Below are 19,101 nucleotides of genomic sequence, written 5' to 3'. Positions count from 1 at the left end.
TAATTAGACCATTTCCATTTTTTATTCAAGTGGTAATTAAATGTTAAAAAGAGCTAACCTATTGGTCGGCTCTTCCAATGTTTTATATTTTTTCATTAAGAAAGACTTTTTTAATAATTAGGCGCTTTGTGGTAATTTTTCCTTCTCATCTTTATTATTGATCCATTTTCTTAAAATGGGCATTAACCAACGATCTAAACCAATTTTCCCCGCATTTATTCCAGCTACAAGAATAAACATCCCAATAAAAACCATCTGGGGATTTGTACTAGTAGTACCTGAAAGCATATAAGCAAAATTCATCGTAAGACCCATTAACATAGCAAAACTAGTGAAAACTCCGATGATTAATGCTAAACCGACTAAGAATTCTCCCCAAGGAACTAAAACATTAAAAAGTTCAACGTGTGGCAATGCAACATCATTCAAAAAGTTACCCCACCAGGGTTGAACGGCTGGATGTTCACCAGATACCTGCTTTATTGCTCCGTTTAGAAAGCCACTTGCATCAAATTTGCCACTAGAGATTTTCCCCCAACCAGCATTTAGCCATTGCCATCCAAGATATACGCGAAATAAAGTAAGAAACAATGATGCATAGCGGTTTTCCCTTAAAAATTGAATGAACACAATAATTTCCCCTCAGTAAACAGTAATGTTTATAAATGATAACGATTATCATTATTGATTAAATCAAATTTATAGTCAATAATACATAAGCACCAATTATAATCTCTTTTAGTAAATTACTCCTAGCGGACAAATGATAGTAATATTACACTCCCAAGAGTAAACCATTCTTGTTGAATTTTTTCATCGATATTTTTGTTTTACAAATAAATCATAAGAGAAGTTCATTAAATAACTATAACAACTTAGTAAACTAAATATTAAAAGAAAATAAAGTTTTGTAAATGAAATACATGGACACTAATTTACGTGAGAAAAGGATTGAATAAACAGCTACTTCGAGCAGCACAGTTTAGGGAAACGGACACCATAAACAAACTTATTAAGGAAGGTGCCAATATCAATGCATAGAATTCAAAAGGACGAACTGAGGCTATTACATTTTTTCTCTATTATTATTTAATCATTATGTAATATTTCGTTCAAATAATGTTAATATTTTCGTAGTATTATAAATTATGTAACTAGGACACATTCATGCAAACCTTTTAATTTCAACCCCCCTTTTATTATAGATCCGGCAAATAGTCGGATCTATTTTGTTTTTAAGTTGAAATTAACATAACGAAAAAATAGCCACTGGTTCCAGATTTAATGGTTTCCGAAACAGAAAAAATAGGACCATTAAACATAGTCCTATCAGTTAATAATATATTGGGCTTGTAAGCAATTACCTTCATTAGCCATGAGTATCCATAAAGGCAATTTCCATCAATCAAATGCTCAATGTAAACATTAAACCAATATATAAAGTAATAATAAAACCAACTCCAAATACGACTGCTGCTACAGATTTGGCTCTTTTAAAGCTAAGCAGAATTAAAATCAAAAATAGCATTGAAAGTAATATTAGCAAAACAGCTTGAAAAGTTGGTAATAGATTAATGTTTAGGGTTGAAATAATGTTCTTCCCTAAAAACCATTCAACCCATTTAGATGCCCCTTCTGATTTAATAGTAAATTCAACCTCATGAGGCGGCGATTGGGTTCCCATAACAGCTGTAAAATAAAAAACAATTAATAATACAACACTTTCTCCCCTTATCCATGGTCGAGGATTAAAATAAGAATGGTTTAATGATTTTCTTGCCAGAACACTATTAATAAAGGCAAAAACCACAACAGGAATAATACTTATATGTTTTAAAAGCAACATCTGACCGTATGGCAAGACCCAGGCTTTCACATAATCCTTTGGTTCAACAACAAAAAGCATTAGATAGATTCCACTTAAGATAATGATGATAAAACATATAGATGCAAATGGTGTAAACCAACGCAAAAATTTTGACCAATTAGATTGATCCTTCGAGAACCATGCTACATTAATAATAATGCCAGTCCACAACGTGACCATCAAAAAATGTGTACTGTGAGAAAATAAACCTGCCCAAAATGACAGCGAAGCCACATGACTTGAATAACCAACTGCTAGGGTTATTAACAATAGCCAAAATGCCTGAAAATATTTTGAGCCGTCTAACAATAACGTTATCCATAAGAAGGTTGCCATAAACCCAATAAAAATCCAGGCTTTCCCTACTTGAAAATCCAATAAAACAGATTTAGCTGCTAGAGCAAAACCAACGCCATCTTGAAAATAGGAAATGGTCTGAACAATCGGTCCTAACGTAAAAATAATAATTCCTAGTGTTGAAAGCAATAAAAAAGGTTTTGCAATATAGATTTTTGGTTTATTGGTTTCAGGAACAAATTGTAGTGCAACATGCCCTACTAAAATGGAAAACATTAAATAAGTTCCAAAATCTGCAATCGGAATTAAAAAACCCATACTTATCGTTTCCTTCTAAATAGCAGGAACATCCCAATAACCAAAATTAACACAACCACCACAGTAATAGTTGTTTTCATGTTTGATGATGATTCATTCGTTTGCTTTTTGGCTTGTTCCTGCTTTGTATTCTCATTTTTTGGTTCTTCTTTATTAACCGCAACTGGCTCTTTCGCTTCTGTCTTTTGCTCTTCTTTTTGTGCCATATGTACGGAGAATGGTATTTCACCTGTTATTGGATGACCGTCTTCACCAGCAATACTCCACTGAATTGTATACGAGGCATTTTCAAGAGGGGCTGATAAAGTCCCTACCAGTTGTTTGTCTCTTGGTACAACACTTATAAGAGGTATCTCTGCCCCATCCTTCACTAATTTCATCGTACTCAAGGATTCGATTTTTCCTTCATATGTAAGGACAATTTCTTTCAAGTCTTCCGTCACTACTTGTCCTGAAGCAGGATTAGATGAAGCTAATTCCGTATGTGCACTTGCAATAGCAGGAATCATCACCAATATGCTAATTAATACGAATAGTAATTTTTTCATTTTGTTTCTCCTTTCTTGAACCCTAAAATTTTTCTATACATTCCATTAAACATAACGTTTTCATCTTGAATGACATCGCAATGATTTTCAGCTATCTTAAATAATTGATAAAAATCCAGACCTATATCTGTACCGAATAATTTAATAATGGGGCGAAAAATTTTTTGTTTGATATTCATATTTTTATTTTTAGGAGAAAATTTATCGAAAACAAGAAAGTATTCGTTTTTCTTTAGAACCCTAATCATTTCATTCAACGTTTTTTTAGGGTCAGGAACAACGCTAAGTATTAAACTTGCAACGATAAAGTCAAAAGATTCATCAGGAAAATCCATATTTTGTGCATCCATTTCTAAAAAGGTTACAGAGGAATCAGAATATTTTTCTTTTGCCACTCTCAACATATCAGAAGAATAATCAATCGCGGTAATGTCATAGCCCTTGTTCAAAAAATAAGGAAGATCAGCTCCGGTCCCTACACCAACAAATAGAACTTTACTCCCCTTTTCAAGAGATATATCTCGAAATATTTCGTTTCTTGCTTTTAGGAACATCCCTGAATTAAAAAAATGATCATAAATCGGCGACCAGCATTTATAAATCATGCGATTCCAACCATTATTCACATGTTCCCCTCCCACTAAAAGACTTCCCAATGTTGGGAAGTCCTGTATTATTTGTCTTTTACGATGAGAAGTCGTAAACCATTTAATGTGTCAATTAGCGTTTTTTTGAATCCCTAATGAGTGGAGTTTCTGGATAACTAACTTACTGTTTCCTCTCACATCGTCAGCAACTGCGCGAATTTCCATTATTCAAATAACTATTTGACTATTAGTATATGTAAAATGATGCAGTTGGTCAAATAATGATTTGAATGTTTTATTATTGCATTGAAAAAGAACATCGCTTCGATGTTCTTTTTGTGAATTCCCATTCAAATGTTATTTAATTAAGTATTCTCGATTAAAAATCAATTATTATGTTTTTTGCTTCGGCAATGCTTTCTTCATTTTTATTTACGACATCGCTTGTTAACAGTTCGACCCATTTAATATCATTTGTGTCTTTTAAAATATAACCTAGATTTCCTTTTTTAACTCCGTTTGGTCCAATTTCTCCTGGTAATTCTTCAAGATAAATATCGTCTTCCCAAGTTTTTTGTTCCCCGTTGTTCATTTTAATAAAAGCAATTGGATTAAATTTTATTACCTCGTTAGATGTATTCTTGACTTCCACTTCAACCTTTACAAAATCAAATTCTTCATCATGAGTATAGTCATGAAAAAAATCGATCATGCTGAAATCAGGAACAAAGTGCATCACTTTTATATCTTTTATTATCATATTAGCAGGGCCTACCTGAATTTCCATATTAACTTTCTTGTATTCTTTTAAGGTTAGCTCGCCCTTTGTGTCAGAAAGAGTTTCACCTATATTTACAAGATTACGGTCATCGGTTACTTGCGGGCTTGGTACATATACATCATTTTTAATTTCTAGGGTAGGTTTTGCCGTAATATTTTGGGCACCTTGAGGTTCAGTATTGTTTCCTGCTGAACACCCAGCAAGTACTGATAATAATAGAAAGTGATAGAAATATTTTTTCAAAGGGGTCTTCCTCCTTATTACAGGCTTAAGAAAAAGTACCCGCTGCTTATTGAAAGCAACGGGACATGATAGAAATTATTCATTACTTTGCTGAATTAATAAATTATTTTTTACCATTACTTAAAATATCAAAAATAATTTTTGCATGGTCTGTGTTATCCACTTGTCCTGCAAAACGCTCTTTAGATGGGCCAAATGCAAATACTGGAACATCCTCACCAGTGTGTCCGCCAGTTGTCCAGCCTGTATACGAACGCTTATTAAAAATTGTTTTGATAGCAGTACTGATATCACTAGATTTTTTGCCAGCGTTTTTAACAGATTGAATTTCAGCATCTGTTAAAGGTAAAAGATTTTGATCAATATAACTTTTTAAAGTTTTCTCTACATCTGCACCTTTTGCAATTTCATCCGCCATAAAGGCAGGTGTACGTTTTGCAGCTTGGACTGGCTTACCAAACCAGTTATAAATACCATTTGCCCCTATAGAAAATCCGCCTGTTGAATGGTCAGCAGTTGCTACAACTAGAGTGTGCTTATCCTTTTTCGCAAACTCAATTGCTGCCTTAAATGCTTTTTCAAAGTCTTCCATTTCGCTCATTGCACCGACAATATCATTGTCATGGCCAGCCCAGTCAATTTGGCTGCCTTCTACCATGAGGAAGAATCCATTTTTATTTTTGTTTAAACGATCGATTGCTGATGTTGTCATGTCCTCAAGTGATGGAATATCTTCTGTACGGTCAATCATTTTCGGAAGACCTCCAGTAGTGAAAAGTCCGAGAATTTGATTGTTTTTATCCTTTAAGAGCTGTTCTTTATTCGTTACATAGCTGAATCCATCCTTTTTAAAGGCATCAGCAAGATTCACATCTGGGCGTTCAAAATTCGATTTACCTCCGCCAAGAAGCACGTCAATTTTATGTTTACCATTAATTAACTCATTGTAATAATCATCAGCAATCGCATTCATATTCTTACGATTCTCATTATGAGCACCAAATGCTGCAGGAGTTGCATGTGTGATTTCAGAGGTAGCTACTAGTCCTGTAGCTTTGCCCTTTTCTTTTGCAGCCTCTAAAACAGTTTTTACTTTCGATTTATCATTATCTACTGCAATCGCCGCGTTATATGTTTTTACGCCTGCCGACATTGCGGTTGCTGCTGACGCCGAATCCGTTATGTTTTGTTCTGGATCTTCAGGATAAGTCATTTGCTGCCCGACGAGGTACTTATCAAACTCCGTTGTTTCAACTTCAGGCGTATTATGGTTGTCTTTAAAGTATCGGTAAGCTGAAGTATAAGAAACACCCATTCCATCACCAATTAAGAAAATTACATTCTTGATATCAGCGTTGTTGTTTTTTTCTACTTGTGCTTGAACGGATGTATTTCCTACAGTTCCAATCAAACTTCCCATTGCTACAGTTGAAAGAACTGCAACCGGGAGGGCCTTTTTTAAAAATTTCTTTATAAACATTGAAAGACCTCCAAATCATATTTTAATTTTCACAATGCTTACTATAATGGAAAATTGTTGACCTAATATTAAGTAGTCGTAAATTATTTTTATGAATTATGTAAATATTCAATATTTAAAAAATCTTCCATTAGAAATCATGAAAATAATTTGGAAGCATCCATGCCGGTATTATTTTGTTTTTATTAGTAGTCGGCTTACTTGGAACCAATATGTAATTGCTTTAGAGCATTTGGACAATCCCACTCACTATAGCGGCGATACCAATTACCGCACAAATCAAACCAACATTTGTTTTGTCCCTTTTTCCTTTTGTACGCTTGCCAGTGAGAAAGAGGACAATTCCTAATATGATAAGCACAATTCCCAAACCAACACTAAAAATATTAAGCTGTAATGAAACACTTTCAAGTGCATTATCAATGGCCCTTTCAATTCTTTGTTCCATTTACTCTACCTCCATAAGATTTACTTTGTGCATTAGGTTTTTCGAAAAGAGTATTCCGACAAATATCATAATCAAACTGAATATATATATGACCGTGATACTTGAAGTGGTATTTCCCACAATATTGCACATTAACGAAGCCAAAAGAACAGCCGAAACAATTGTAGCAGCAACTGATTTCTTAATAAATCCAATGCCTGTTGCTATAATTCCTATACTTGCGGCTATAAAGGCCATGACGACTGTAATTTTTATTACTTGTAGCATGATAGAAGCAGTAAAGTCTCCACTTACAAGATGCATTGATTTTTCTGTTATACCAAATATCAAGAAAATAATAAGATTGCTGATAATCATTGAAAAAATCGTAAATATGCTAACAACACTTAATTTTGAAAGTAAAATCTTTTTTCTGCTTACCGGGTATGAAAAAAGTAAAATAGATCTCTTTCCGGAATATTCCTCGATTATAAATTTTGAATACATAACAGCCGATAATACGCAAAAAGCCGTCATATTTATTACCCCGAACATTGGGATAAGATTGTTATATCCTAAAAAGACCTCTAAGTCTTTATCGGTGGGCTCCAGCTTAGGCGCATATGCAAAAAGATAGAGAAATCCTAACATAACTATGGTAATAATAATGCTGGCAATTACATAGGTTCGGATGTTGTTTCTTCTCAATTCCAATTTAATAAGTCTTATCATTTCTTATTCTCCTCTAGATATAACCTTGCAATAATTCTTTTATTTTTACATGCATGCATTCCGATTGAATTCATTATGTGTTATAAAAATAACCATTTTGACTTGTTCTAAGAGCCTCCGTATGCTCCATTAATTCTCCTCTCACTGTTATGATAAATTTATTCTAGTTCTAAAAACTCACTTATTTCTTAAGTGATTCTTAAAAGATTCTTAATTTACTCATTTCAATACAAATAACTAAATAACCTGCCACCCTAAAATAAAGGGAGCAGGTTATTTAGTTATTCATTTCTCAAGATTAATGTTTCACTAGAAATGTAATTTCATGTTCATCTTCTATTCACATAACGATTATAAACTAAGGATGTAACAAAGAGATAGGAGGAATTAAGATGAACATTGCTTGGAAAGAAATTAAGAAAAATAAAGTAAGGTTTTCGATTTTAGGTTCAATCGTTTTTCTTGTTAGTTTATTAACATTTATTATATCTGGTTTAGCAAATGGATTATCACAGGACAATGCTGCGTTAATTAAAGATTTACCAAACGGACAATTTTATATGAATAAGGATGCAGACGAAAATTATAATCTGTCAAGAATAGATAGCAGTACCCAAGATAAAATGTTAAACAAAGAGAAAGATGCTGTAGCACTATCAATTCAAATGGGCTTTTTGAATGATGAGGCTGGTAAGCAACAAAGCGTCGCATTTGTTACCTCGACAGATTCAAAATTGTTTCAAAATGTCAAAAAAGGTGAAATTGTACTTGATAGCTCTATGGAGAAAGATGGTATAAAAATTGGAGATACCTTAACTAATAATCAGTATAGTGGCGAGTTTATTGTAAAAGGTTTTGTGGACCAAAAGAAATACAGCCATGCACCTGTCGCTTATATCAGTATGGAGGACTACAAAGAAATTTACCGGGTCGATGAAATGCAAATGATTTTCGTGCCGGGAGGGGATTCAACACAAGCAGTCGCTGGATTACAATCATTTTCAAATAAAGAGTTTCTCAATACAATTTCAAGTTATAAAGCAGAACAGATGTCCCTAAATATGATTGTTTGGTTTTTAGTTGTCATAAGCGGAATGTTGTTTGCTATCTTCTTCTATATGATGAACGTTCAAAAAATTGGTTTATACGGTATTCTCAAAGCTATCGGTGTAAAAACAAGTGCCTTATTTAAAATGATGTGGACACAAATGGTGTTTATTACAGTAATTGCACTTGTCATATCAATTACACTCAGTCAAGTCTTTAATATGATTGCACCTGAAGGAATGCCATTTAGTTTAACCCCTGAAACAACAGTACAATTGTCGATAGTCTTCTTAATTATCGGATTTATTGGAGCTACGCTATCCGGTTTACAAATTAAAAAAGTCGAACCATTACAAGCAATACAACAAGGAGAGGTTTAATATGGCATTATTTACAATAGATGAAGTTAGAAAAACGTTTACTAATGGTGAAGTGAAGGAAGAAATACTAAAAGGAATTAATCTTTCTCTTAGAGAAGGAGAGATAACAGCTTTAGTGGGTGCATCAGGCTCTGGTAAAAGTACACTCCTAACAATTGCTGCAGGACTTCAACCCGCATCAGATGGACAAGTAATATTCGAAGGAACAAATATGATTAATATGAGTCCAGAACAAGTACGGAAAATACGAGCAAGTAAATTTGGTTTCGTCTTTCAGTTTGCACATCTTGTTCCTTTTCTTACAGTAGAAGAGCAACTGATGCTAATGTTGGATGTATCTGAATCAAAACTAAAGAAACAAGAACAAAAAAAAGAAGTTGACAAAATACTAAAATTAGTTGAAATGGACCATCGGAAAAATGCTTATCCATCTTCATTATCTGGCGGAGAAAAGCAGCGGGTTGCCATTGCTCGTGCAATTATCCATAAACCAAAAGTTCTCTTTGCTGATGAACCAACTGCGAGCTTAGATTCAAAAAGGTCTAAAGATGTTATGATGTTAATCCGAAATTTAACTAAAACGCTAAACATTACTACCTTAATGGTTACACATGATGAAGAAATGCTTTCTTATGTTGACTCTATAGTTAAAATGAGCGATGGACAAGTTTTGCAAAATGTAGTTTAAATTCTATAGATTAGACAAAGTATTAAAGCCAGATAAAATATTTTTAAACAGCCCTGACATTTTTGCTCAGGGCTGTTTAGTATATTTCGGCAATATAATATCGAATGCTGTCCCTTTAGAAGGTTCACTTTTTCGGACAAGGCAAGGCAAAAAATGATTTATCCTGTCTGAATGCTGGCTCTATTCGGACAAGCCAAGGCAAAAAATGATAGATCCTGTCTGATTGCAAGTCTCTTTCGGACAGGTCAAGGCAAAAGAAGATAGATTCTGTCTGAATGCTGGCTCCATTCGGACAAGCCAAGGCAACAAAAGCTTCATCCTGTCTGAATGCTGGCTCCATTCGGACAAGCCAAGGCAACAAAAGCTTCATCCTGTCTGAATACTGGGTCCATTCGGACAAGGTAAGGCAAAAAAAGATAGATCCTGTCTGAATGCAAGTCTCATTCAGACAGGTCAAGGTAAAAGAAGATAGATTCTGTCTGAATACAGGTCTCATTCGGGCAAGCCAAGGCAACAAAAGCTTGATTCTGGCGTTTCTAGAGGAAATTTTCCTCTCTTTTTTTTGTTTCACAATTTCATTAAAAATGTAGAAGCCATGAGAAGGGGGATTTTATTCTTCTAATGTGCAGTTGGTCCCCCTTATTGACTCTATGCTTACCAAACAGGTCGTAACCTCGATGACCATTTATCTTCATTTTTTTCATAAACTAATTTTGTTAAATCCTCTTTTAGCATTTGCATTCGTTCGGCACCTATGTTGTCAATCCAACGTCGTTCTATCTCAGCTAGTATCTCCTCTTTTGCTTTTATTACTAACCAGCCACGTTCGGTCAAAACAATAATTTTCTCTCTCTTATCAGTTGAATGAGTTTTTCGCATTACATAACCACTTTTCTCAAGATAATCCACCATTTTACTTACAGCTTGCTTTGTAATTCCTAAATATTCAGCTAGTTCTATACCTGTCGCTCCATTAGGAATGATACGTTTAAACATAAAACCATGTGCAGGTTTAATATCTCCATATCCCAACTCACTTAATCTATCATGTAATTCATTAATTAATGTACTAAAGGATAATGACAAAAGCGCGGCAAGATCCAATTCACTAAACAACTGATCATTCATGTATTCTACCTCCTCGAATAAAGTCAATTAAGTTGACTATATTTAAACCTTATTGTACTATCTGAGTTATAGTCAATCAAATTGACTATATTTTTACAACTACAATAGGATGCCTTTTTTAGTGAATAATATATAACAACGTACGAGTGAGCAACAGGAGGAAAAGAGAATGACAACAGTTTTATTTGTAAAAGCAAACAATCGTCCAGCAGATCAGGCGGTTAGTGTGAAATTATATGAGGCTTTTTTAGCGAGCTATAAAGAATCACATCCAAATGATACAGTGGTAGAGCTTGATTTATACAATGAAGAATTGCCATATGTAGGAGTAGATATGATTAACGGCACATTTAAGGCTAATAGAGGTCTTGATTTAACAGCAGAAGAAGCAAAAGCAGTAGCTGTTTCTGATAAATATTTAGATCAATTCCTTGCAGCTGATAAAGTTGTCTTTGCTTTCCCATTATGGAATTTAACAATCCCAGCTGTACTACACACATATATTGATTACTTAAACCGCGCGGGCAAAACATTTAAATATACGCCAGAAGGTCCATTAGGTCTTATTGGAAATAAGAAAATTGCATTATTAAACGCAAGCGGTGGTGTATATTCTAAAGGACCGGCAGCTGAATTAGAAATGGCTGTTAAATATGTAGCAAGTATGTTGGGCTTCTTCGGTGTAAAAGATATAAAGACCGTAGTAATTGAAGGTCACAACCAATTCCCAGATAAAGAAGAAGAAATTATTGCCGATGGCCTTGAAAAAGCTGTTAAATTAGCAAGTACGTTCTAATTAAAACAAAAATAACTGTCACTCAATTTGCAGTACTAACACTTTTATAGTGGTGGTACTGATTTTTTATTCGTATTATGATAAATAAATTGAATCTATTTTTGAAAAAATTGATCAACGTGGATTCTTTTTTAACAGTTTTAAGTATGGACCTTTTAAAAAAGGTTGATCATTTTCTACCTATCCAAAAAATAATAAAGCCGATTCCAATATCGTACGGTTTCGGCTTTTTCTAATTCATGTACAATAAAAGTAAGAAGGAAAGGGCATAATCAGGGGATTACTCTTGATAGACTAAAATCTGAATAATGAAGCCCTTAAAAATAATGGGTTTTATTATTTTTGTGAAGAGCAGCGCATCAAAATATTGTTTGCCAGTTGTTCTGGTTCTTCGCTTTCAATTACTATTTTGTCAAATTCATATCCTTTCAAATCAAGAATTACTACTTTATTGGTGTCATGATAGGATAAGAAATATTTTTTTCCATCAATAAGGAAAATTCCGGCTTTATAGCTAAATGTAGTAATGCCTGTTCTTTTTATAGCTGTCCAGGGAAACTTGAAATTTCCCACCTGTACTTCTTCGACCGAAGTGTAAGGAATTTTTATCTTCCTTCTCATAGTTGTAATCGCTGTCGATCCTGAAATATTCAATATTAAATCACTGTCATCCAATACAATTTGAACACTCATATTTTATCTCCTCCTCTTACAATGTCACAATTCGTTTATTCCACATTAACGGGCAGTAAGACCCCTCCTGATGGAAGTTTCACTTTATTATCTTTTAATCTCATTTCATGCGTATGCTTCATAAAGATTACTGTTATAAACAATTAGTCACATAGAAAGTAACTCTTTTCGCGATAAAAGGGATTTTGATAAGAACAGGAAAGTACTATAAGAAATAGCGTTACAGCCACATTGTAAAAAAGTGAGGTAAAGCTTTACCAGCTATCATGATGTTGATTGCATGATTCGTCAAATGTGCGGGATTTATAATTTGAAATTCATATCCAAATGCGGTTATGGCTTTCAAAAGAATCAGAAGAAAAATCGATAACACAGCAACTGCCGAGGATCTAAATAGTAAGGCGCCCATCATTAGTGTCAGCGTTAATATAAACAGGCACCAAATAATTCCCCTTTATTTTTCTTGTGATTTTTGCGGAATAAACATGCCTGCAAAAATTCGAGTGGTTCTTTCAGGCGTCGACTTGTTATTTATAACCTTTTCAATAGACTTAGTAATAGACTGGACGAGTTCCTGGAATTCTCCATCCGTCAGATGAATAGGTGTATTCCAATAAGCGAATCCATCTTCTTTATACTGATTAGGGGATGTCTCCGTCAGATAGGATGTCACTAACTTAAGTAAATTACCGTGAAATACTGAAAAATACCGAATATGGTCTTCTTGTGAAGTCATTTCAATCTCGGTTTCGGGAACTTGTAAGTTCTCTTTCTTGACCGAAAACACCCGTTCTTCCGTTCCTTTAACTTTTTTCGTATCGATGATCTCAATAAAATTTGCCTCAAGTAAAAGATTAATATGACGATATATTGTAGCTTGTGGAACATCTCCAAGCGCATCTACAAGTTGAGCAATCGTCAGTGGTTTACCTAGCAGCAATTGTTGTACAATCCGCATTCGAATAGGATGAAGAAGTAAATCGGCTTTTTTGGTCATTGTATTTCCCTCCACGATCATTATCATTTTATAAAATGATAATAGCATTTGTTACTGAATTTGTAAATAATTCAAAAAATATACTTCAAAATTCATTCGTGAATATCGTTTACTCCTATTCTTTTTTGAACAATTAACTTACAAAAAAATCCTGTATAAATAAATACAGGATTTTAATCAAACTTTATTACAAATTATCAATCTAAAATAAATTATCATGACACCTATATAAAAAAAGAGAACACATATTATACATGACTAAATATGAGCTCTCCTTTTTATTCCATTTAAGCGCCCTTTTCTTGATTATTCAACAAACGCTCCCTTATATACCTTTATTATCACGCAATTCCACAATTGTACCTTCTGGAGCTTTTATTTTACAAAGGTGGCCATTTTCAACATGGTAAACAATCTCACCCTTTTTACTAATAAAATTCACATTCATTGCTTTTAAGCGTTCTACTTCGTCCACGAGATTTTCAACCCATATACAAAAGTGAACAATCCCTTGACCGTTAGAATTATTTTCTAAAAGGACTTCATTCTTTTTACCAGTTTGCAGCTCAATATAAAAACCGTCTAGATTTAACCAACTATTAAACTGTCTCCCATGAAAATCCGGGGATTCTTGGACTATTTCAAATCCTAAAGCTTCCGTATAAAACTTTAATGTTTCCAGATAAGTATTGGTTTGAATACATAAATGGTGAACGTATTTTTTTACCATAATGTTCATTACACCCTCTTAAATTTAAAAAATTCATCAATGATACCTCAAATGCTGAAGTATTAATTATTCCTCTAAGTCATCTAAATCTATTAGTTGTTTCATTCTCAAACGGTAGATATAGATATTTGGAATAAGAAAACAAATTAATATAATTAAACCGGTTAAAATTCCTACTGACAGCCCTGACTCTGGGGTAATTGAAACAAAGTACGCAAATATAATAGAAATGACTAATGTGATTACAGTTGAAATGATAAATGATTTTTTGGGATTACGAATTTTTTTCTCGTGCTCAACACTGATACTCATTGATAAATAAGCTGATACAATTGCTGAAACCATAAATACAAGCCAAACAGGATTGTCACGCATACCGTCTATCCCACTAGTAAATAGATCATATCCCAAGATACAGAGAATCCCAAACGTTTGTACAATATAAACAATTCTTGTATTTTGTAAATTTCTAAGTACTAAGCGCTCGTCTGTTATTTTCTTCATTAAAAGTTCTCCTCTTCAACCCAAAATAGTTCATCTAAAGTGCCGCCTACGACATAGCAAATCTGTAAACACAACTTTAAAGATGGGTTATATTTTCCTTTTTCAATTAAGCTTACCGTTTGGCGTGTAATACCCACAGCATCTGCCAATTGCTGTTGCGTAAGATCCTTTTTTACCCTCGCAACTTTTACAGAATTTCTCAAACACCCACCTCCCACAAATAAAATGTAACATATATATTACTTTTAGTAAAATATATGTTACATAAAAATTAAAAATAACTTTCGCAAAATATTTTTTTAGAGTAAACTGCACCTTTACTATTGGAAATTCTTCAATTAATTCAAAACCAAGAATGTCCTTATAAAATCTCAAGGTTTCTTTGTAGTGTTTTGTCAGTATACAAATATGACGAACGAATTTTGAAGTCATTTTTTTCTCCGTTTTAAATATCTTCCTGAAAATTTTCTTGCACTAATGATTCTTTGATTTTATTTGGAAAAGCACAATTTCTTATTCAAGAATAATCCTCCTTTTTAAATCCATTATAAAAATAAACGTAAAATTTAAAGGAGGGCATTTTAATGTTTAAGAATAGTATCCGTGTATTCCTGGTGATCTTTTTAATAATCAATGTGATTGGCTGCACGAAAAATTTAGACAAATCAACTCAGCCTAAATCATCTAAAATACAGCAAAAGAATGTATCGAATTCCCCCTCTAAAACGAAGATAAGTGCCGTTACCTTGACTTCGTATCCAGCATCGATTGCGGCAGTTGTGAATAAAAAGTATTATATGCCTGTTACCTATGTTCCGAAGGATCTAGTCTATCCCAATGTACCTTTTTTATTTAGTGAAAAAATAGAAAAGCGTAAAATGAGAAAAGAATCGGCAACAGCTTTGGAAAGAATGTTTGCTGCAGCCCAAAAAGATGGAATTTATTTAAGCGGTGTATCTGCGTATCGTTCGTATAATACTCAAAAAGTGTTATTTAACAATTATGTAAAAAGAGATGGTTTTGAAAAAGCTCGAACCTATAGCGCCATTCCTGGAACAAGCGAACATCAAACTGGTTTAGCCATTGATGTTAGCGGAAGAGATGGGAAATGTGCGGCAACATCTTGTTTTGCTAATACGAAAGAAGCTGCTTGGTTAAAGAATAATTGCGGGAAGTATGGATTTATCATTCGCTATCCAAAGGGAAAAGAATCCATTACGGGTTATAAATACGAACCTTGGCATATTCGTTATGTGGGTAATATTTCAACTGCAATCCAAAATCGCGGTATTACGTTAGAAGAATATTTACAAGTAACTCCTGTTTCAAAATAAGTAAAAAAGCGATTCTCTAACATGAATCGCTTTTTTCTATATTTATGCTGTTTTTTATTTTATACCTTTTTCTACAATCCTGTTCCGTTAGCTAACAAGCAAAGCTGCCCAATAATAGCAGCCGGCTTTTTAAATCTTGCACCCGTTTGTTGATTAAAGGTTTTCACATTTTGTGATGTGTAAAAATTATTTATACTTCTTTGAGTATATTAACTCTGTAATCGGAAGTGTAACAAATGTAAGACCAACCACAATAAGTAAAGGAAAATTCTTAATATCGTTTAAATTAGATACACCTTCAGAAATGAAAAGAATTAAACCTGCCAAAATCATTAACACAAAATACCCTATCTTTGCACTCTGGGTTTCAATATGCCTGTCTAATTCGTCTTTCTCTCCACCGCCTTCATGGTTGCCCCATTTAACCCAATTTAAAAAGTATGATAAGGCAAGGAAACTAAAAAATATAGAACCTCCATCTATAGTGCCAAATCGTACCCATTTGTATAAGGTAACTCCAACAAGCATACAAAAAACACCAAAGGCTAAAACAGCGACGATTTTTTTTGATTTATCCATTTCTTTTTCCTCCATTCTCTGAGCGTATAAATAATTCCTCCATAGTGGTTCCTAAATTACTTGCAATATCAAACGCTAACTGTAAACTGGGGTCATATTTGTTATTCTCGATAGCGTTAATCGTTTGCCTGCTTACATTACATAGTTCTGCTAATTTCCCTTGTGAAAAACTGTTTTTTTCTCTGAACTCCTTAATTCTATTTTCCATTCCATATACCACCTCTGCATCCATAAGGTGTAAAAAACCTTTTACACCTCTATGATAAAAAAAGACAAAGGAGGTGTCAAACATTTTTTACACCTTCTTTGTCTTATACGCCTTTATAACCATTAATTAATTCAGTAAACTAAGGAACAAAAATCGTTGAAAGAGAACTCAGGTATTTTTAACATCTCGAAGTACAGTCCGCTTCCCCCGAAACAACTCCCGTAATGTTTCGATATTAACTAAAACCGTTCCGACAATAATCGTTAAAGCACCTATGCCTGTTAGCCAAGAAATATATTCATGGTAAAAGATAACTCCTAATATTACGGCAATTAATGGTGAGATATACAGCCATGTAGAAGGAAAAACGGGATTTGTCCGTGAGACAAGCCAATAATAAATGCTATGGGCGATCATTGAACCAAAAATAATTAAATAAAGAAGAGAGCCAATTGAAGCTGGGCTTAAAAGATAATCAAGCTGAATGTTCTCGGTGAAAAATGATAAAATGATTAATAAAATCCCTCCATGCATCATTTGTGCTGCATTTAAGGCAATCGCTGATGTCTTTTCAAATTTTCGGATAACATGCTTCGTATAAATCGTCCCAGATGCATAAAAAACTTGACCGATTATAATGGCGAAACAGCCAACCACCCAAAAGGGACTAATCTCAATTGAAAAACTAGGTAAGATTAAGAACGTGACACCAATGACTCCTACGACACAACCAATCAATGATTTTCGATTTCCCTTTTGCTTCAATATGAATGTCTGAATAACGATGATCATCATCGGAGCGGTAGCAGATAAGACAGCTGCAATCCCTGATGTCACATACTGTTCTGCCCAATATAAAGTGGCAAACGTCCCAAAGGTTAAACCTACTCCAGTAAAAAACATCTCTTTCCTAAATAATAACGATATTGTCGTTTTTCTTCTCCAAACCATAAAACTAAATAGCAGCAAACCAGCAATGAAAAAACGAAGTCCAGCTGATAAAAATGGAGGCACTCCTGCATCAACACCAATTTTAATCGCTAAAAATGTCGTTCCAAAAATCAAACACATGAAGAAATAATTAATAACCACCATATAAAACTCCTCCTTTTTTCTATCATAAAAGAAGGACTATAGAACAGATTGAAAAGGATAGAACAGATTGGATTGGATCGTGGTACAATCGTTTTGAATAGGAGGAATCGATGTGAGCAATGCGATTCAAAATGAAGATTATCTTTTTAAGAAAGTATATGATTATGTACTGCACCGAATAGAACGTAAAGAATGGAAAGAACATAAAAAGCTCCCCTCCGTCCGGCAATTAGCATCTGAGATGAATATTCATCGATTAACTGTATTAAAGGCTTATCAATTACTGAAACAGCATGACAAAGTTTATGTGAAAGATAAAGTAGGCTATTTTGTCCAATCAAATGTGACGAAAAACCTTGAATATCTGGACAATCCAATTGTTTCTGCATATGTTCAAAAAAATCATTTATCTGAAATCCATCAATCACCTGTTTCCTTTCATTTTTCTCAGGCGTTAATTGATCCAAATCTTTTGCCAAATCAATATTTTTCAGATTACGTGAAGAAAGTTTTCGACCTTTATCCAAAAGTACTTGCAACCTACTCAACTGTGCAAGGGGATTTAGAGTTACGTGAAGCCCTCACTCAATATTTTATCAACCAGTATAAAACTCATCTCAATACAGATGATCTGCTAATTACTTCTGGCTCACAACAAGCGATTCACTTAATCGCTCAAACTTTTATTAAGTCAGGGGACACCGTTTTATTTGAACGTCCAAGCTATAGTGCTGCGATTGATATTTTTAGAGCACAAGGAGCACAAATTGTAACGGTTGATATCCATCCAGACGGGTACGATTTAGAGCGGGTTGAACTATATCTTAAACAATATAAACCACGCCTATTTTATCTCAACCCAACATTCCATAACCCGACTGGTTATACTGTTTCAGTCAGTCAGCGCAAGAAATTAGTTGAATTGTCTGAACAATATCGATGTCTATTAATTGAGGACGATGCCTATCACGACATATATTTTGATCATGCCCCGCCGCCGCCAATTTACACATATGATGCTGCCGGTACAGTCATTTATATCCGAAGCTTTTGCAAATATATCTCACCTGGTTTGAGAATTGCGACTGTTATTTGTCAATCATCCTTAATGAAATCACTAATAACAATAAAATCGTTAACTGACAATGGTTCACCACTTCTCAATCAAAAAATTTTTCTCCATTACTTTTCATCACTTAGATTGCAGCAACACTTGGAGAAAATCCGGATTGCTCTGGAGATCCGAAAGGAAATCATGGAGGAAGAACTGAAAGTAACAGATTGGAAATGGACCAGTCCAAAAGGTGGTCTGAATTTATGGGTGCAGCTCCCTGATAAAATTCCAACTGAATTATTATTAACAAAAAGTATCGAACAATCTATATCATTTGTGCCAGGTCAAGTTTGTGATCCATTAAAACAACTATCATCCTGGATACGCTTAAGCTTTTCTTACGTAAATGAAAAACAACTAAGTGAAGGGGTAAAAAGGTTTGTCGCATTGGCACAATCTCTAACTAATTGAGGAGGCTTGGATTAAAAGTATACTAAAACAAAAGAGGTCCGCTTCAAATGATACAAATGTAAAGACACTTCATTAATTAGTATGTCCCTAATATCGGAATTAAGCACGAGAGGAGGA

General features: G+C 34.0%; 23 protein-coding genes and 1 pseudogene. 5 read left to right on the top strand and 19 right to left on the bottom strand.

Features of this window, described 5'->3' with window-relative positions; genetic code table 11:
• Nucleotides 1-117: 117 nt before the first annotated feature.
• The 8 genes from QNH20_RS01380 to QNH20_RS01345 form a co-directional block, all read right to left on the bottom strand.
• On the bottom strand, nucleotides 118-630 hold the full coding sequence (locus tag QNH20_RS01380; protein WP_283921166.1) for a DoxX family protein: 513 nt from the start codon (nucleotides 628-630) through the stop codon (nucleotides 118-120).
• A 775-nt stretch (nucleotides 631-1,405) separates the two neighbouring features.
• Nucleotides 1,406-2,482 (bottom strand): copper resistance D family protein, encoded by a 1,077-nt coding sequence (locus tag QNH20_RS01375; protein ID WP_283921165.1) that lies wholly within the window; start codon nucleotides 2,480-2,482, stop codon nucleotides 1,406-1,408.
• Nucleotides 2,483-2,484: 2 nt separating this feature from the next.
• On the bottom strand, nucleotides 2,485-3,030 hold the full coding sequence (locus QNH20_RS01370; RefSeq protein ID WP_283921164.1) for a copper resistance CopC family protein: 546 nt from the start codon (nucleotides 3,028-3,030) through the stop codon (nucleotides 2,485-2,487).
• Nucleotides 3,027-3,656, bottom strand: a complete 630-nt coding sequence (locus tag QNH20_RS01365) for a class I SAM-dependent methyltransferase (protein ID WP_283921163.1) — start codon at nucleotides 3,654-3,656, stop codon at nucleotides 3,027-3,029. The genes QNH20_RS01370 and QNH20_RS01365 overlap by 4 nt, the downstream gene beginning before the upstream one ends.
• A gap of 340 nt (nucleotides 3,657-3,996) precedes the next feature.
• Nucleotides 3,997-4,641, bottom strand: a complete 645-nt coding sequence (locus tag QNH20_RS01360) for a DUF4352 domain-containing protein (RefSeq protein ID WP_283921162.1) — start codon at nucleotides 4,639-4,641, stop codon at nucleotides 3,997-3,999.
• A 103-nt stretch (nucleotides 4,642-4,744) separates the two neighbouring features.
• The gene (locus QNH20_RS01355) at nucleotides 4,745-6,121 is read right to left on the bottom strand and encodes an alkaline phosphatase (protein WP_283921161.1); all 1,377 of its coding nucleotides are present in this window, start codon (nucleotides 6,119-6,121) and stop codon (nucleotides 4,745-4,747) included.
• 223 nt (nucleotides 6,122-6,344) lie between these two features.
• A complete protein-coding gene (locus QNH20_RS01350) occupies nucleotides 6,345-6,569 on the bottom strand; it encodes a hypothetical protein (protein WP_283921160.1) in 225 nt (74 codons plus the stop codon).
• Entirely contained in the window at nucleotides 6,570-7,280 is a 711-nt protein-coding gene (locus QNH20_RS01345) for an ABC transporter permease (protein ID WP_283921159.1), read from the bottom strand.
• 392 nt (nucleotides 7,281-7,672) lie between these two features.
• On the opposite strand from QNH20_RS01345, the gene QNH20_RS01340 reads away from it, so the two are divergent.
• Both QNH20_RS01340 and QNH20_RS01335 read left to right on the top strand, forming a co-directional pair.
• Nucleotides 7,673-8,707, top strand: coding sequence for an ABC transporter permease (locus QNH20_RS01340; RefSeq protein WP_283921158.1), 1,035 nt, complete (start codon nucleotides 7,673-7,675; stop codon nucleotides 8,705-8,707).
• Between the two features lies 1 nt (nucleotide 8,708).
• The gene (locus tag QNH20_RS01335) at nucleotides 8,709-9,395 is read left to right on the top strand and encodes an ABC transporter ATP-binding protein (protein ID WP_283921157.1); all 687 of its coding nucleotides are present in this window, start codon (nucleotides 8,709-8,711) and stop codon (nucleotides 9,393-9,395) included.
• Between the two features lie 124 nt (nucleotides 9,396-9,519).
• Here QNH20_RS01335 and QNH20_RS01330 read toward each other — a convergent pair whose 3' ends face one another.
• Together QNH20_RS01330 and QNH20_RS01325 are read right to left on the bottom strand one after the other, a co-directional pair.
• A complete protein-coding gene (locus tag QNH20_RS01330; protein ID WP_283921156.1) occupies nucleotides 9,520-9,753 on the bottom strand; it encodes a hypothetical protein in 234 nt (77 codons plus the stop codon).
• Nucleotides 9,754-10,049: 296 nt separating this feature from the next.
• The gene (locus QNH20_RS01325) at nucleotides 10,050-10,523 is read right to left on the bottom strand and encodes a MarR family winged helix-turn-helix transcriptional regulator (protein ID WP_283921155.1); all 474 of its coding nucleotides are present in this window, start codon (nucleotides 10,521-10,523) and stop codon (nucleotides 10,050-10,052) included.
• 169 nt (nucleotides 10,524-10,692) lie between these two features.
• Here QNH20_RS01325 and QNH20_RS01320 point away from each other — a divergent pair, with 169 nt between their 5' ends.
• Nucleotides 10,693-11,319, top strand: coding sequence for an FMN-dependent NADH-azoreductase (locus tag QNH20_RS01320; RefSeq protein WP_283921154.1), 627 nt, complete (start codon nucleotides 10,693-10,695; stop codon nucleotides 11,317-11,319).
• Nucleotides 11,320-11,655: 336 nt separating this feature from the next.
• Here QNH20_RS01320 and QNH20_RS01315 read toward each other — a convergent pair whose 3' ends face one another.
• From QNH20_RS01315 to QNH20_RS01290, 6 genes and pseudogenes are all read right to left on the bottom strand, one after another.
• Nucleotides 11,656-12,012: a PH domain-containing protein gene (locus tag QNH20_RS01315; RefSeq protein WP_283921153.1), complete on the bottom strand. Its 357-nt coding sequence runs from the start codon at nucleotides 12,010-12,012 to the stop codon at nucleotides 11,656-11,658.
• Between the two features lie 454 nt (nucleotides 12,013-12,466).
• The gene (locus QNH20_RS01310) at nucleotides 12,467-13,009 is read right to left on the bottom strand and encodes a helix-turn-helix domain-containing protein (RefSeq protein WP_283921152.1); all 543 of its coding nucleotides are present in this window, start codon (nucleotides 13,007-13,009) and stop codon (nucleotides 12,467-12,469) included.
• A gap of 325 nt (nucleotides 13,010-13,334) precedes the next feature.
• The gene (locus QNH20_RS01305) at nucleotides 13,335-13,739 is read right to left on the bottom strand and encodes a VOC family protein (protein WP_283923322.1); all 405 of its coding nucleotides are present in this window, start codon (nucleotides 13,737-13,739) and stop codon (nucleotides 13,335-13,337) included.
• Nucleotides 13,740-13,805: 66 nt separating this feature from the next.
• Entirely contained in the window at nucleotides 13,806-14,243 is a 438-nt protein-coding gene (locus QNH20_RS01300) for a hypothetical protein (RefSeq protein ID WP_283921151.1), read from the bottom strand.
• A complete protein-coding gene (locus tag QNH20_RS01295) occupies nucleotides 14,243-14,446 on the bottom strand; it encodes a helix-turn-helix transcriptional regulator (RefSeq protein ID WP_283921150.1) in 204 nt (67 codons plus the stop codon). The genes QNH20_RS01300 and QNH20_RS01295 overlap by 1 nt, the downstream gene beginning before the upstream one ends.
• A 133-nt stretch (nucleotides 14,447-14,579) precedes the next feature.
• Nucleotides 14,580-14,675: pseudogene (locus QNH20_RS01290) on the bottom strand (VOC family protein); the annotation flags it as partial.
• A 152-nt stretch (nucleotides 14,676-14,827) separates the two neighbouring features.
• Here QNH20_RS01290 and QNH20_RS01285 point away from each other — a divergent pair.
• The gene (locus QNH20_RS01285; protein ID WP_283921149.1) at nucleotides 14,828-15,577 is read left to right on the top strand and encodes a M15 family metallopeptidase; all 750 of its coding nucleotides are present in this window, start codon (nucleotides 14,828-14,830) and stop codon (nucleotides 15,575-15,577) included.
• A 186-nt stretch (nucleotides 15,578-15,763) separates the two neighbouring features.
• On the opposite strand, the gene QNH20_RS01280 is transcribed toward QNH20_RS01285, so the two are convergent.
• The 3 genes from QNH20_RS01280 to QNH20_RS01270 all read right to left on the bottom strand — a co-directional run bounded on the left by QNH20_RS01280 (nucleotide 15,764) and on the right by QNH20_RS01270 (nucleotide 17,459).
• Nucleotides 15,764-16,156, bottom strand: coding sequence for a DUF2178 domain-containing protein (locus tag QNH20_RS01280; RefSeq protein ID WP_283921148.1), 393 nt, complete (start codon nucleotides 16,154-16,156; stop codon nucleotides 15,764-15,766).
• The gene (locus QNH20_RS01275; RefSeq protein ID WP_283921147.1) at nucleotides 16,149-16,364 is read right to left on the bottom strand and encodes a helix-turn-helix transcriptional regulator; all 216 of its coding nucleotides are present in this window, start codon (nucleotides 16,362-16,364) and stop codon (nucleotides 16,149-16,151) included. The genes QNH20_RS01280 and QNH20_RS01275 overlap by 8 nt, the downstream gene beginning before the upstream one ends.
• Nucleotides 16,365-16,532: 168 nt before the next feature.
• The gene (locus QNH20_RS01270) at nucleotides 16,533-17,459 is read right to left on the bottom strand and encodes a DMT family transporter (protein ID WP_283921146.1); all 927 of its coding nucleotides are present in this window, start codon (nucleotides 17,457-17,459) and stop codon (nucleotides 16,533-16,535) included.
• Nucleotides 17,460-17,571: 112 nt separating this feature from the next.
• Between QNH20_RS01270 and QNH20_RS01265 the strand changes: the two genes are divergently transcribed.
• Complete coding sequence (locus QNH20_RS01265; protein WP_283921145.1) at nucleotides 17,572-18,984, top strand: aminotransferase-like domain-containing protein; 1,413 nt, start codon at nucleotides 17,572-17,574, stop codon at nucleotides 18,982-18,984.
• Nucleotides 18,985-19,101: the final 117 nt, after the last annotated feature.

Origin of the sequence: Neobacillus sp. WH10 (assembly GCF_030123405.1) — a bacterium.
Taxonomy (GTDB): Bacteria; Bacillota; Bacilli; order Bacillales; family Cytobacillaceae; genus Neobacillus.
The sequence above is the reverse complement of the archived record's forward strand: the minus strand, read 5'-3'. Positions and strand labels throughout refer to the sequence as shown.